Genomic DNA, 14,425 nt, shown 5'->3' with positions numbered 1-14,425 from the left:
TCACTATAACTCACCTATATCTTATCACTTTAGTCATATATATGATTCGAGAATTCCCTTAATCGAATTGATTAAGGGATAATTTCTTCTTTTTCATATACATTATTAGCATGCTTATATGCTTCTTTCGCTTGCTCCATGCTTTTGTCTTCAATGAAATAAGTAATGGCAGCCTGACCAATGCCATATGTTACGGCTCCCGCTACAGCACCCGAAACAGCTAGACCTGCGCCGGGTATCAAACGGACTGCGGCACGCACGCCTTCCCTAACAAGGAGGCCTAATCCGACATTAATGCCTAGAGCGGCGATGAATTCACTTGCTGTTTTTGTGTTAATTTCTTTATCCGCGATAAATCCAATCACTACAATCATCAGTCCTTGAATACCGGTCAATATTGGAAAATCAGCAAATGGGATGGGTTCAGCGCCGATTAAACTGGCAATAGCGGTAAATGTGCTGACGATTGTCCGTGCGAATTTCTTCTTGACGAAGTGACTTTGCATGGCCTTAGCCGTCATTAATTTCGCTTCACTGGGTAAGGCCTCGATCAAGTAGGTAGATAACTCATCGATGTTCCATCTCATGTCGTAATCGATATTGCCATTTTCATCAAAATCAATATAAGAACAAATCGGAATGATATTCAAAAGTGGGATGTCGCTTTCTTTAAATCGCTTTTCCATCAACGAAACTGCTTCATCTATATGCTGTTTTTTCTTAGGGTGGGCATCAAATGGCACTTGTTTATAATGAGGTGGATCCAATTCATCGACTTGGGTAACCACACAGATTACTGGTACATCATAGTGATGTTTATTTTTCACGATTTTCCGTAGCTTATTTAGCTCTTTTAAATCTTCTTCAATCCGTGAATCGGTTTCTTTCGCTTTAATCAAGAAAAGAAACACATCCGGCTGTTCCCCAGTAACCGCATTAATTAACTCATCCATTGGTGTTTCTTCTTCAAACGCCTCTGTAGGCGCCTCACTTTCTCCCAAACCGCGAGAGTCAAGCAAACGGATTTTTGGATTGTTTTCACTAGGGTACCACAGCCATTTGCCTTTACCCGTTCCAGACTTAACAGAACTGACATATTGCCGTTTTTCTCCGAACATCGAATTAATAAGAGAGGACTTTCCTGAACCACGCCTTCCGACAAGAGCAATCCGTGGCTCCCTAGCATCAACCGTCATCGTTTTTACTTTTAAGAGTTGGTCCAGCATTTTATTCTTTTTAGATTCTGAAATAGGAAGTTTATCGACCTGGCTCTTAATCAATGTATATATACTATTCATTTCATCGCGCTTTTCTTTCATTGTGATTCCCCCTTAATTAAGAACAGTTTTATTAAACTTTACCCCTGAACGATTCGTCTTAAGCATATACATGAGATGATTGATCTTTTCAGTCACTAGGCATTAGTTGTTCTTAACGAAGTAAATGGAGATTGAAAGATGTTAGGATTTTTCTTCGAGAAAGGTCACTACGCTTGCCAGGTACTTTTGGATTTCCTGCACTTGGTAAGCCGCAGAATCGGCAATTTGTTTATAGTGATGCTGTCCTTCATCTGTAATCCGTAAATAACGCTTCGTTCGTTTTTCACTTTCCCATCTACCAACAAGTAACCCATTCTCCTCCATTTCGTGTGATAAATCATATAAGTATCCATTGGAGGCAATCCAGCCGAATTGATTTTTTAACAAGTCGGCAATTTCCCCCATATAAATCGGTCTTTTAGTGAAAGCGGCCTTCAAAGTAACGTAACGAACTAGATCCTTCACAGAAATGATTTTCGAGAAATAAGAGCGGTATTCTTCTGGTAGTTCATTCACAACCGGAGGATTCGTACCAGAACCTTTTAAATCGAACATAAACCTGTCAATGACCTTTTTCACTTCAGAAAAACGTTCCAGGAAATTTTCTTGGTACCATGTATAAAGGTCTTTCCCTTTTTCTGTTATTTGATAATAATTTCTTCCTTTACTCGTATATAATGATAAATGGCCGGATTCGACGAGATTATTAGAAATTTTACATAAGTAGTCATAACTATGGACTTTCCCTGTAAACATATTTTTCAGGTCTTGATGAATGGCACGTGGATAGTTAGCTTTATCCGTCAAAGAATGCAGTAAAAAAATCGTTAAGAATTCTCTCTGGCTTAATCCAACAGACTCAACCGTTGTAGATAGTTTTTCCCCTTTCTTCACTGTCAACCCCCCTTATATATTGTTTGTCACAAAATAGTTCAGCTTCTTCTTATTATCCTGCGCACCCACAAATTAGTAAAGGGTTTCGTGCCTAATTACCTTAGTACTTAAACTATGTATTCCGTCCATTTTAGTTGTCAAATTCATTCATAGTATTCTGACGAGGTATTTACTGGAATAAATTTACACCGAGGATACAACAAAAGCGATGACCATAAAATTAGGTCATCGCTTTTGTTATCTCTTATTGTTCTGTAAGAATGATTGGTCCTTCTTTTGTAATCACTATCGTATGTTCATATTGGGCGGAAAGTTTGCCGTCTGTTGTTCTTGCTGTCCAGCCATCCTTGTCCACTTTCATATGCCATGTTCCGGCATTCAACATAGGTTCGATTGTGATGACCATGCCTTCTTTTAAACGAGCGCCTTTACCAGGTTTACCGTAATGTAACACGGTTGGATCTTCATGCATCGTTTTACCGATACCATGTCCTGTGAAATCACGTACGACAGAGAATTTTTCTCCTTCAGCATACGATTGGATGGCGTGCCCGATATCTCCAAGACGATTGCCTACTTGTGCAGCCTCGATCCCTTTATAAAGAGCATTTTTCGTTACATCCATCAAGCGTTGTGCTTCCTCGGAAACTTCACCCACACTATAGGTCCAAGCTGAATCAGCTAATCCTCCGTTAAGCCTTACAACCATGTCGATCGTTACGATATCTCCCTCGTTCAATGGCTTCTTCTGTGGGAAACCGTGACAGATTACATCATTAACAGATGCGCACGTCGCGTATTTATAACCTTGGTAGCCTTTTTGTTCCGGTGTTGCACCATGATCAGCCAAGAACTTTTCAACGAATTCTTCAATTTCCCAAGTCGTTACGCCCGGCTTGATCATTTTTGCGATTTCTCTATGCGTCTCAGCAAGAAGCTTGCCCGCTTCATGCATCAAATGTATTTCTCGTTCACTTTTCAATGTAATCATTTAAAATCCTCTTTCATCTTAAATTATCTTTTCTAGTTGAGACTCCTTATTTATCATATGCCTTCCTTTATATAAAAAGCAACCAAAACACCGGTAAAAAACAATGGTTTACTCATTTCATGAACATATATTTTCATCCGGTAAATATAAATCGTTCGTGCCCTTCAATTAAAAAAATGATTGAAGGCGAATAGATTCTGATACGTTACTTTCTACGACTAGACTCATTCTATATACTGTGGATGTTTAAAAGAATACTAAAATAGTTATTACTCATTCTTTTTGGTAGAATAAGAGAAGATAAAGTGATAATAGGGAGAAAACATGAGAAGATTACGTAAAAAATCAAAGGTCATTCTGATAATATCGATGATGCTTTTTTTATTTCTGTTTATAAAACAAGTGTTGCAGACACCTTTTTCAGTAAAACTATCAACACCGCTTAATAAGATGAACTCGTTTGCAATCGTTGAAAAATATAGCACCCAAATTCAATCTGAATTGAAGAAATATGGCCTTGAGGATCAAACGCTAACATTGATTGCCGTGATGCAACAAGAAAGTCGAGGAAAAGGAGGAGATCCCATGCAAGCATCCGAATCCGCCGGTCTCGCTCCCAATACAATAACCGACCCTAATGAAAGCATCGAATATGGCGTGAAACATTTCCAGAGAATCATGGAATATGGGAACGAAAAAGCCGTTGACTTCTCAACCATCATCCAATCTTATAATATGGGGATTGGATATATTGATTACGTTGCAAATTCCGGCGGCAAACATACTGAGGAGCTAGCAAAACAGTTCTCTGCCCTGCAAGTTGAAAAGAACCCTGAACTCTACGACTGTGGTGGCAATGAGGAAAATTTCCGTTATCCATATTGTTACGGGGACTTTTCTTATAGTGATAAAGTAGAAAAGATTCTTGATACACTTACAAAAAGCACCCCTGCCATTGCCATTGAAGAGAAATCAGATGAAGCATTTTAGCTGCGACATCTGGTTTCTTTTTATTTTAACTGTATAATTCCATATGATTTTTCTTATTGAAGTCCATGCATATTTCCCTCGGCCTCTTCCCACGTTACTGTATACCCTTGCCCTTTGGAACAGAAAATGGAGGATGAGGTGTAATCAGGATCAGCATTTTTATTATATTCGGTCCGTTCGATGACCTCTTTGGGATTATGACACAAGTCATATCCAGCGAAGGTCAAGTTTATGTTCCCTTTCCCTTGGGTGAAAGAAGCCAGTTGGCTACTATAGTCCATAAATGTGGCAACTGGTACGAGACCCGTTAAAATCGCTTTGTCACCTTCCGTTTTTGGAGAATCGAAACTCCCATGTGCCTGTTGAATATCAGAAAGTACACGGCCCATCTGGTCCAGGTCTACTCTGATCTTAAATAGGTAAACAGGTTCAAGCAAGATATTTTCCGCCTTTTCCAATCCCTGCCTTAATGCCCGGTATGTAGCCTCTCTAAAGTCCCCACCTGATGTATGTTTATTGTGAGCTCGTCCAGTAAGTAGTGTTACATGTATATCCGTAAGGGGAGAACCTGTAAGTATGCCATGATGTTCCCGTTCAAAGAGATGATGGCGGATTAAGTTCTGTATTCCCACAGTAAGGTCATCAGCATGACATCTATTATCAAACGTAATCCCACTATTTCTTTCTCCCGGCTCTAATTGAAGATGAACTTCCGCATAATGTCCTAAAGGCTCAAAATGTCCATATCCAATAGCGTCTGTACCGATTGTTTCTTTATAGAGGATTTCAGGCTTTTCAAAAGTGATATTTAATAGGAATCGGTCCTTGACCAACTGCACCAATACTTCTAGCTGTATGGTCCCCATGACATGAACGTGTATTTCTTGAGAGCGTTCTTCCCATGACACATCCAATGAGGGGTCTTCAACATCCATAATTTTAAAATACTGTAATGCTTCTTTGATATTCACAGTAGGTTCAAATGTAACTTTTGACTTTAATGTCGGTATCATGTCAAAAACGGAACTTTCTTTAATCAGTCCTAGACCATCCCCAACTGATGCCAAGGATAAACCGGTGACTGCAAAGAGTTCCCCTGCCGCAACCTGATTTACGTTTTTAAATGTACTACCATTATAGATGCGAATGGATGTGATTTTTTCGAAGACGGAATCTTCTGGTTTTCCATATTCGATTTCATCTCGTACTCTTAATGTTCCACTTAATGCTTTGATAAATGTTATTCTCGTTCCGTTACCATCATGACGAATCTTATACACACGCCCAGCAAATGGTCCTTGGCTGCGATAATCCGTGGCCGTTAACTGGTCAACCTTTTTCATAAAACTCTCTACTCCGACACCATGCAGTGCTGACCCACATGCAAGTGGGAATACTTTATTATCATGAAACAAATCTTTCATCGTCTTAAACCACAAATCCTGGTTATAACCTTGATCCATATAATGATCCAGTAAGAGTTCATTACGTTCAGCGACAAATTCCACAAGCTCCTCTTTCATCACTCCATCTGTGAAAGAGTCTGTGATATTACAGACGTCCTGGGTTAAATTCAACTGTATATCTTTCATTACAGCATCCACATCTGCTCCTACACGGTCAATTTTATTGATAAAGAAAAAAGTGGGCACTTGATACTTCTGGAGAAGCCCCCAAACGGTTTCCGTATGACCTTCTATGCCTTCCACTGCACTGACGATGATGATTGCATAATCCATCACCTGAATACTCCGCTCCATCTCCGGTGAAAAGTCAACATGGCCCGGCGTATCGATGAGATTATAGTTCGAATCTCGGTAAGAAAACATGGCTTGATCTGCAAAGACCGTAATTCCTCGTTGCCGCTCGATATCATGGCTATCGAGGAATGCGTCCTGATGATCAACACGCCCCCTATGTTTAATGCTATTCGTATAAAAAAGAAGCTGTTCGGAAAATGTTGTTTTCCCAGCGTCCACATGTGCCACTATTCCAATTGTCTTATTCATTTATGTTCCTTCTTTCAAGTGCCTTCACACCAATTTCTTACCTTTAAAGATAGAGAATATCTGTGATTTTGAATTAAACAACGAGTATATATTCTAGAACTAATGATCATTTCCTTAGTGCAAGCTCGCGGAATGAACTTGATAACACCGATTCCACATACAAACCGCCCCTTATTTCTGAGGCAACTCCTAATACGTCCACTAATATTCAACCTAGGACATGAATGTTTTAGTCACCCTTTCATTCTAAAGCATAAAATATGTATATGACTACACCAAGGGAGATAAAAGTTATGTATCACACATATCTAGATGCCTTAGCCTTCTACGGGATTGAAAGTGCTCATCCAGGCGGTTTCGATTTGACATCAAACATCATGATGAATGAGAGAATTGATACGAATACCACAATACTCGACGCAGGATGCGGGATAGGGCAAACATCACATTTCTTGGCAGAAACCTTTAAATGCCACATTTATGCGGTGGATAATCATCCACAGATGGTTAAAAAGGCAGCACAGCGATTTCAAAAAGCCAATTTGCCTATTCGAGTGTATATGAGTTCCTTAGAAGAATTACCGTTTCCCAACGATTCATTTGACTATATTGTAGCTGAGTCCACCACAGGTTTTACGGAAATCAACAAGTCCATTGCAGAATATTATAGGGTATTAAAACCTGGCGGAATTTTGCTTTCAATTGATATGACTGCGGAAATTGCATTGCATGCCAATTTGAAAGTTGAATTGATGAATTTCTATAAACTTAAAAATATTCCGACTGAATTGGAATGGGTACGTGCCTTTAAAGAACAAGGGTTCAAACATACGGAAATCCTTCATTCCAGTACAGTTTTAGAAGAGTTAAAAAGATACTCAGCTGCCAACCAACGCTCGAGCGATTCTCCGGTTTTCAAAGGAACCTTAAATGATATCATCAAAGAGCATTATCGCCTTATGCTTACTCATGGAAATAGTCTTGGTTACCGTGCGTTTAGGGTGAGTAAGGGATAATAGGTCTTCCTTTCCAATGGTTTCTGTCTCCTTCAAAAAATTGCCGCATCATCTAATTCTAGCGAAATGGCTGTAGTTTTATGTGAAGCTGTTATAAAAGAATGTTTCGAATGAAATGATCCCCCTAATAATAGATCATTTACAATTTTTATTAAGGGGATTCTATTGTTTAGAGTGATTATACTTATTGTTAGTACCTTAATATTTAATTGTACCTTTCCGCTTAGGAATACAAAGATAGAAAAAAAACCTGTGGCCATTGCCTTACAGGTTTTTAAAGAATCTTTTTCTATTACCAAAGGAATGCAAGGAAGATTAATGAGGTGATTGCTCCAAAAGCGAACCCAGAAGCCGCTCCCCAACCGAATCCCCCATAATATCCACCATAGCCAAATCCACCAAGGTTACCTCCATTATTAAATGGGCGAATATAGACTTTGTTGGGTGTTACCCTATGAATAATGCCCCTATGGATTGTTCCTCTATTTGTACGGATTTCTACCGGTCTCCCAATTCCTTGGCTGCACTTATGAAAATAGTTTTGATTGTTATATCCCACTTTAATAAACACTTCCCTTATATTCGATTCTACATGGTATGCAGAAGGGGACTAGCTTGCATAGATAAACACCTACTATAAAAAGCAATTATCATATCCACTTTAACTTCCGTGACATACTATGAATCAATTACATGGAAAAAGGAGACAACAGGAATGAAACACTCTTACCAAGATGCCTTGGTCTTTTATGAATTGGAAGGGGCCCATCCAGGAGGTTTTGAACTAACCAAAAGTATTCTAAAAAATGAAGACATTCATAAAAATGATAAGATCCTCGAGGCTGGATGTGGACTTGGCCAGACTTCACAATATCTAGCCGAAACTTATGGTTGTCAGGTTTATGCAATGGATAATCATCCGGAAATGGTAAATAAGACAACGAAAAGATTACAACAAGTTCAATTACCGGTGAATGTATTTATGGGCTCCATTGAAAAAATGCCCTTCCCCAAAGATTTTTTTGATTTTATCATAGCTGAATCATCTACATCATTCACTACCATTCAAAAATCCATTCGGGAATACTACCGTGTCCTTAAACCTGGAGGCACGTTAATCTCTATAGATATGACAGCGGAATGTATTTTGCCTGGTGAACATAAAGAGGAAATCATGAATTTTTATCAACTTAAAACCATCTTGACACAATCTGAATGGATAAGTGCTTTTGAAAAAGAAGGATTTTCACACCTGGAAATTCTAAAATCCATTACGGTTATAGAAGAATTAGAGAATGCTCAAGCGGAACATGTCAAGCCTCTGCCTTCTAATGAAGCCTACAGCCGAATACTGGAAGAACATTATCGTCTAACCCTCACTTATGGAAATAGTTTAGGCTACCGTGTATTTAGGATGAACAAATAGCATGGATATACCAACTTAAACTAAAGGGAGCGTTTCTCGGTTAGAAGAAACGCTCCCTTAGTTTTATACAGTGACTATATAAATCCCCACTCCTAGAGCTAAGACAATCCCTAGGACGGCATATATCCAAGTTAGCCTGGTTAAATTGCCTCTAACAGCGCCTGAATAATTTTCATCGCTTTTTCCACCCAAAGCCATGGTACCAAATAAGGCAGCAATCATGATGATAAAGACCAATATCATGGAAAATTTAATGTTAATCCCCCCGCTCATGCACCTTCATTTTGAGATACATTACGTTCTCTCTGTAACTCCTAATAATATAAGTATACGGAATATTGAGAAAAAATGAAACAGGCAAAGTCTACTAAAAAAGGCATCTTGGTGTCCTTATGATTTACAGGATTTCATCGCAACTAATAAAAGGCCAACCGATGTCGGTTAGCCAAATAATTGCCTATATAGTTTACCTTATCGAAGTTTGACATGGGTATTGATATATCAACTTTAAGGTGTTATTGGACCCCCAAATCCACCAGATAAGCCTTAGAATTATCGCTATCTTCGTTAAGATCAATTAATACATTCGTAAAACCTGCTGTTCCAACTACTTTTGCTTCGTAATCAACACTTAATACGATTAAGTCATCGTAAAAAAAATTAATATGGGCAAAGTTGACACTATCCGCTTTTAGATTAAGCTCTTTTGCTATATCCATAAAATCTATTTTAAATACTTTTTCGTATTTCTCATTTCCTTTTTTATAATTTTCTATAGTCTGTATCCTTTGTATCCCATCTTTAAAGCTTTCTTTCGTTCCATTTAAATAGACAAACTTCCCATCATCACTAAGAAGAACATCTTTTTCATGAATCCTAAAAACAGTATGTTCCTTTTTATTCCATATCGTTTCGGAATGCAGGATGTTAAAGAATTCCCCTGATGGATCAGTCTTAACGAATAAATCTTCAAAGTTTTTCAATTCTTCAGAATCAACGACGTTTTGAAGTTCATCTGGTACCAGTTTACTGGCGGTTACCGTTGAAAAATCACTTTTTACGAAAAGAAAAATTGACCCACTTTCTTTTTTATTTAATTGTTGTATTTCAATTGCCATTGATTCCTTACTTAATCCCCTTATATTAAAACTGAGCCGATCGGTCTCCGTCAAACTATATCGATTTAAAATGCCAGGCAAATTGAGTGTTTTCTCACCTTCCATGGTCTTAATTCGTAATCTATTCTTTTTTTCCAATTCAACTAAAGGGAGATTATATTCATGCAGTGGTTTTACTGGTAGAAAAACCTCCTGCTTTATATTTTTATTTTGTAATGAGTTCAATGTTGATGACACATCCTCTAAACCTAACAAGGGCTTGTAAAAGTCACGGAATACCTTACCATACGAAAAGTATTGAATGGGGGAGAACTCTTCAGACCCTTTTCTTATGGCATTTACGCTAACGCCGTCTTCCATAAAAAGAGGATTACCATAATTCGGAGCGAAAAAATTGATCATAAATCGAGAAAGTGACTCATTATCCGTTTCAGGGAATCCCTTTATATAAAGCAAGTACTTCACTTCCTCTTGTTTTTTTGTTGTTGAAAGATCCGGTCCGCATCCAATGAGAAAAATAATGATTAAAAGTACGATTCCGTTAAAGAAACACTTTTTCATAGATTTTAGCTCCTAATTATTTGTCTGTATTAACTTGTCTTATGAGTTCAATGAATTCTTTATCTTTAATTTCATTACCATGACCTGGATTCTTTATTGTGCTAACACCCTCTACCTCATATTGCGGTCTTTCATCAATCAATGATTCAAGATTGTTTGCATTTTGACTTTCCAATGAGACTACATCGTCGCTTTCTGTTTTAACTTCCATAGACCCACCCTCATAATATACCGTCTCCATTCGATAACCGGCAGAAGCTATTATATTCATCTTTTCAAGTTTAGTATATACTTCAGGATTTGCAGATTTGAGATTTTGTAAGTCCTCTTTCATTTCTTCCTTAGATAGATCGGTATAGACATTGCTATGGAGAATTCCATTATCCTCCCTTTTATTTTCTGGATTGAAATCCAAAAAATCTGTAAATTGCCGTGGGTCTTGCCCTATTTTTTCAGCAACATAAGGTAAACTGTTTCCCGTTTTAGCTAGTTTGTTTTTGTCATAAGGTGTGCCGATAGTAGTAATGCTCTGTACATAGTCTGGATAATCCATTGCAAATTGCATAGATCTTCTGCCTCCATAACTATGACCAAACAAATTAAGTTTTGTCGTTTTGTTTATAAGCCCCATTTCCGAGAGCAATCTAGTTAAATCATCACTGGTTTCCTGTCTATGTTCATTTGACTGTTCTGTATCATAAACTAAATGAATACGTCCTTCAGGATATTTAAAGGCATCTTCCTTTTGTAAGGATTGAAAATCGTCTAGTGCAAGCACTTCCTTTTCGCCATATTCATTCATTTTCACAACATAATATTCTTTCTTTCCGTTACGTTTCACATGAACGATTACGTCACCCTCAACAGAAGCCTTTTTAGCACTTTCCAAAAACTCGTTCCCGTTTGATTCGATTCCATGAATATAAACTGATACTTCTTCAAAGTCCCCCATAGGTCCTTTAATATTTTTCATGGAATTATAAATGATTGAAATATCATTTAATCCCTGTCGCATCGGCGAACGATAATAGCGGACAGCATTTTCGAAATCTAATTCAATTTCAGATATTTCACTTTTGAGCATATTATAATAAAGTGAAATTTCCTGACATTGAGAAATAATATTCGTAAGTTTTAATAGTTCTTCTTCAATCTGATCGCCTTTTAACTGAAGTTTTTTGTTCTCCGACTTCAACCTTAACTCGTCTAAATCACTTATGTATTGGTCCACTTCAGCTTTCAAATCAGAGAAGTCAAACATAATCATAGTACCAGCCAATTCCGTTATACTGCCTGAATCAATAAAACCCCAAATCTTTGCATATGTATTTCTTACAAGTTTGGAATTTGCTAATAATACCGTAGCATTTGCGCGGCTAGTGTGTAAATTGATCAAACTCGTTACTTCTGGCTCTTTATACATAGGTTCTTTATCCTTTCCTGGTTATTCACACTTCCCTAGGTTATGAGCAATGAGATTATCTACTCGTTCAAGCTCTTTAATAATTCCATCCGCGTCAGTGCTAAGTTCTTCGACACTTTTTAAAAACGTGGATAAAAGGAAAGTAATTTGCACCTTTCCTTCCTCCCACACATCGGCAACATCCCCCCAAGGAAACTCCGTATGAAAAAGTACATCATTCAATAATTTTTCAAAGTCTTTTAACAACTCGTTTAAGCTAGCTAAGTTAGAAGAAAATTCTTTTTTTGCTGTTTTTAATGTGTAGGCATTTAGTTTAATTTCGTTACTCATATTTTCATAAGAAAACTCGTATTGCTGCACTGCACGGTTGTTCTGAGGTACAGTCTCTACTGAACCTGATTCATCCGTACTCAAAATCATTGATACAAAGTTCATAACAGTATCAGCAAAATACAGTAAACCAACGCTAGCTTTGTTAAAAAATTCGATATGATTACTCAATTTTGTCTTAAGCGCTGTAACAGCTTCACCGCTATGATTCTCAAGTTCCTTACTAAAAAAAACGATGGGTTTATAAACGGCTAATATCGTATCTTCTAATTTTCGGACGCTTCCAGAAACCATATCAGGCAAGTCTTTATTAAATTTAAATACCCCCACTTATTTGGCCTCCTTCAATTTTCGAATCGCCTCCCTTTGTTTCCGCCTCTTTAAGTAATTGATCAACTTTTACTTCCATTTCATCCACATACCCATAATGATACAAAACGTCTATATCATCCTTGTTAAAAAGAATGAATTTTTCTTTCGAATGGATATAACCATTTGGATATTCAATAGCTGTATAATCTTTAACCACATTATGATTTTCAGAAAACACCAGACGACCGATGATTAACAAACGCCTTGAATCACCTTGGACTCCAACTACACTCCCTATTGGTAAAAACTCCTTAGAAAAGAACAATTCCATCTCTCCTTCGCATCCTCTTGCCATTGAACACCCTAAATATATTTGTTTTTTTAAATTACCCATCCTCTCTATTTTAAAACCATTTTTTTCCTATTATAGAATTCCGACCCTTCATTTAGCTAAATCCGGAAGGCTCCATTATCTTTAGAAATACATTTCACCAACATGGTAAGTTGCAATAAAAAAAGGCATGATTTCATATGAAATCTGCCCTTTTAGGAAACCACGTAATATATTAGTAGTGTTTTTTCAATCTGCCTATTTAGCTTGTATCGCAAGGACTGTTTCTAAGATGACATTCACACCTTTTTCACAATCTTCCCAAGATGTCAGTTCGTTTTCGCAGTGGCTTTTTCCGTTGACACTTGGAACGAAAACCATCGCGGTAGGGATATAGCTTGCGATGAATTGTGCATCATGCCCAGCTCCACTTACCATTCTTTTGTAGGAATACCCCAATGAATTAGTAGATTGCTCTAATAAATCGCAAAGTGACTCATCAAACCAAACCGTATCGCGTCCCCATAGCTTTGTGGCAGTGACTTCACACCCATCATTTGAGCCTGACTGTATTAGCCCTTTTATAATTTCTTCTACACGCTCAATAACCTGTTGATCCTTATGTCTCGCTTCTAATGTAAAAACTACTTTATTCGGAATGACTGTATGAATATTAGGATGCACATTTACCCGCCCTATGGTAAAAACTAAATCTTCATCAAGAAGATTTAACTTTTGAATGGCTTCTGTGACTAGACTATTTGTCGTAAAGAAGGCATCTTTTCTCATATTCATAGGAGTGGTTCCAGCATGGTCTGATTCGCCAGTCACTTCTATTTCGTAGCAGACCATTCCAAGAACACATTCCACTACACCAATCTTCAAAGCTTCTCTTTCAAGGATAGGTCCTTGCTCAATATGTAATTCTAAAAAGGCTGTGGCCTCTTTTAGGCGGGACTCAATGTCTCCTGCATACCCAATCGAGTTCAGGGCATCTTCAAAAGTAATTCCATCACTATCGTTTTTTTGTATCATCGTAGTTTTTTCAAATTTCCCCGAAAGGACCCCGGAGGCCATCATCGAAGGCTCGAATCTTGCTCCTTCTTCATTTGTAAAATTGACGATCGTGATTGGAACATTTGGTTTGATATCATTATCTACTAAGGTACGAACCACTTCCAACCCAGCAGCCACCCCTAGGATTCCATCAAAGCGCCCACCTTTTTTCACGGTATCCATATGTGAACCCATGACGATTGGCGGTTTATTCTCCAAACCTTCTAATGTAGCGTATATATTACCCATATCATCAACTTTAATCGACATTCCTAATTCTTCACAACAAGAGCAAAAGTAATCTCTGACTAAACGGTCTTCTTCAGTCAACGAAAGGCGGGTGACTCCATTATTTTCAGTACGTCCGAAATCTGCAAATTTTTCAAGTGAGTCACTTAACCTCTTACCATTTATCAGTAGTTTTTGCTTTTTCATAGAGCACTACTCCCTTCGAATACTTACTAAAAAACATCATGACTTTCTATAAAATTTAATTTTCGGATTATTCTTTTTATTATACTTGCATAGACTGTTACATTCATTAGACAAAAAGTTAATTCTTTGGACCGTTTTTTATACCTTTTATCTATTTTCAATTACTACTATCTAAAACAACAAAAAAACACTACCAACAATTGTTTTTTACTAA

General features: G+C 37.6%; 14 protein-coding genes. 3 read left to right on the top strand and 11 right to left on the bottom strand.

Annotated elements, in window-relative coordinates:
• Positions 1 to 71 precede the first annotated feature (71 nt).
• The 3 genes from AC503W_RS09790 to map all read right to left on the bottom strand — a co-directional run bounded on the left by AC503W_RS09790 (position 72) and on the right by map (position 3,204).
• Entirely contained in the window at positions 72 to 1,319 is a 1,248-nt protein-coding gene (locus tag AC503W_RS09790) for a GTPase family protein (RefSeq protein WP_427651290.1), read from the bottom strand.
• 141 nt (positions 1,320 to 1,460) lie between these two features.
• Positions 1,461 to 2,213, bottom strand: a complete 753-nt coding sequence (locus tag AC503W_RS09785; RefSeq protein WP_402872911.1) for a PadR family transcriptional regulator — start codon at positions 2,211 to 2,213, stop codon at positions 1,461 to 1,463.
• A gap of 244 nt (positions 2,214 to 2,457) precedes the next feature.
• Positions 2,458 to 3,204, bottom strand: coding sequence for a type I methionyl aminopeptidase (map, locus tag AC503W_RS09780; protein WP_402872909.1), 747 nt, complete (start codon positions 3,202 to 3,204; stop codon positions 2,458 to 2,460).
• Positions 3,205 to 3,528: 324 nt separating this feature from the next.
• Between map and AC503W_RS09775 the strand changes: the two genes are divergently transcribed.
• Entirely contained in the window at positions 3,529 to 4,194 is a 666-nt protein-coding gene (locus AC503W_RS09775) for a lysozyme family protein (protein ID WP_402872907.1), read from the top strand.
• Between the two features lie 53 nt (positions 4,195 to 4,247).
• Here the strand turns inward: AC503W_RS09775 and AC503W_RS09770 are convergent, their stop codons facing one another.
• A complete protein-coding gene (locus tag AC503W_RS09770; protein ID WP_402959555.1) occupies positions 4,248 to 6,203 on the bottom strand; it encodes a GTP-binding protein in 1,956 nt (651 codons plus the stop codon).
• A gap of 293 nt (positions 6,204 to 6,496) precedes the next feature.
• Here AC503W_RS09770 and AC503W_RS09765 point away from each other — a divergent pair, with 293 nt between their 5' ends.
• The gene (locus AC503W_RS09765) at positions 6,497 to 7,219 is read left to right on the top strand and encodes a class I SAM-dependent methyltransferase (protein ID WP_402959553.1); all 723 of its coding nucleotides are present in this window, start codon (positions 6,497 to 6,499) and stop codon (positions 7,217 to 7,219) included.
• A 292-nt stretch (positions 7,220 to 7,511) separates the two neighbouring features.
• On the opposite strand, the gene AC503W_RS09760 is transcribed toward AC503W_RS09765, so the two are convergent.
• Positions 7,512 to 7,778, bottom strand: a complete 267-nt coding sequence (locus AC503W_RS09760; protein ID WP_402872900.1) for a hypothetical protein — start codon at positions 7,776 to 7,778, stop codon at positions 7,512 to 7,514.
• Between the two features lie 156 nt (positions 7,779 to 7,934).
• Between AC503W_RS09760 and AC503W_RS09755 the strand changes: the two genes are divergently transcribed.
• Positions 7,935 to 8,645: a class I SAM-dependent methyltransferase gene (locus AC503W_RS09755; RefSeq protein WP_494917097.1), complete on the top strand. Its 711-nt coding sequence runs from the start codon at positions 7,935 to 7,937 to the stop codon at positions 8,643 to 8,645.
• Positions 8,646 to 8,708: 63 nt separating this feature from the next.
• On the opposite strand, the gene AC503W_RS09750 is transcribed toward AC503W_RS09755, so the two are convergent.
• The 6 genes from AC503W_RS09750 to AC503W_RS09725 all read right to left on the bottom strand — a co-directional run bounded on the left by AC503W_RS09750 (position 8,709) and on the right by AC503W_RS09725 (position 14,211).
• Positions 8,709 to 8,918, bottom strand: coding sequence for a hypothetical protein (locus tag AC503W_RS09750; RefSeq protein ID WP_494917095.1), 210 nt, complete (start codon positions 8,916 to 8,918; stop codon positions 8,709 to 8,711).
• Between the two features lie 242 nt (positions 8,919 to 9,160).
• Complete coding sequence (locus AC503W_RS09745) at positions 9,161 to 10,219, bottom strand: hypothetical protein (protein WP_402991692.1); 1,059 nt, start codon at positions 10,217 to 10,219, stop codon at positions 9,161 to 9,163.
• A gap of 121 nt (positions 10,220 to 10,340) precedes the next feature.
• On the bottom strand, positions 10,341 to 11,747 hold the full coding sequence (locus tag AC503W_RS09740) for an alpha/beta fold hydrolase (protein ID WP_494917092.1): 1,407 nt from the start codon (positions 11,745 to 11,747) through the stop codon (positions 10,341 to 10,343).
• A gap of 21 nt (positions 11,748 to 11,768) precedes the next feature.
• Positions 11,769 to 12,407, bottom strand: a complete 639-nt coding sequence (locus AC503W_RS09735; RefSeq protein WP_427687258.1) for a hypothetical protein — start codon at positions 12,405 to 12,407, stop codon at positions 11,769 to 11,771.
• Positions 12,394 to 12,783 (bottom strand): DUF4176 domain-containing protein, encoded by a 390-nt coding sequence (locus AC503W_RS09730; RefSeq protein WP_402959540.1) that lies wholly within the window; start codon positions 12,781 to 12,783, stop codon positions 12,394 to 12,396. The genes AC503W_RS09735 and AC503W_RS09730 overlap by 14 nt, the downstream gene beginning before the upstream one ends.
• Positions 12,784 to 12,978: 195 nt before the next feature.
• Positions 12,979 to 14,211, bottom strand: coding sequence for a Zn-dependent hydrolase (locus AC503W_RS09725; protein WP_403080098.1), 1,233 nt, complete (start codon positions 14,209 to 14,211; stop codon positions 12,979 to 12,981).
• Between the last annotated feature and the right edge of the window lie 214 nt (positions 14,212 to 14,425).

The organism is Peribacillus suis (assembly GCF_059384845.1).
The sequence above is the reverse complement of the archived record's forward strand: the minus strand, read 5'-3'. Positions and strand labels throughout refer to the sequence as shown.

Excerpts from the sequence above, each read along its gene's own strand:
- AC503W_RS09790 (WP_427651290.1), bottom strand. The coding sequence starts at position 1,319 with ATGAAAGAAAAGCGCGATGAAATGAATAGTATATATACATTGATTAAG.
- map (WP_402872909.1), bottom strand. The coding sequence starts at position 3,204 with ATGATTACATTGAAAAGTGAACGAGAAATACATTTGATGCATGAAGCG.
- AC503W_RS09775 (WP_402872907.1), top strand. The coding sequence starts at position 3,529 with ATGAGAAGATTACGTAAAAAATCAAAGGTCATTCTGATAATATCGATG.
- AC503W_RS09770 (WP_402959555.1), bottom strand. The coding sequence starts at position 6,203 with ATGAATAAGACAATTGGAATAGTGGCACATGTGGACGCTGGGAAAACA.
- AC503W_RS09765 (WP_402959553.1), top strand. The coding sequence starts at position 6,497 with ATGTATCACACATATCTAGATGCCTTAGCCTTCTACGGGATTGAAAGT.
- AC503W_RS09755 (WP_494917097.1), top strand. The coding sequence starts at position 7,935 with ATGAAACACTCTTACCAAGATGCCTTGGTCTTTTATGAATTGGAAGGG.
- AC503W_RS09750 (WP_494917095.1), bottom strand. The coding sequence starts at position 8,918 with ATGAGCGGGGGGATTAACATTAAATTTTCCATGATATTGGTCTTTATC.
- AC503W_RS09740 (WP_494917092.1), bottom strand. The coding sequence starts at position 11,747 with ATGTATAAAGAGCCAGAAGTAACGAGTTTGATCAATTTACACACTAGC.
- AC503W_RS09730 (WP_402959540.1), bottom strand. The coding sequence starts at position 12,783 with ATGGGTAATTTAAAAAAACAAATATATTTAGGGTGTTCAATGGCAAGA.
- AC503W_RS09725 (WP_403080098.1), bottom strand. The coding sequence starts at position 14,211 with ATGAAAAAGCAAAAACTACTGATAAATGGTAAGAGGTTAAGTGACTCA.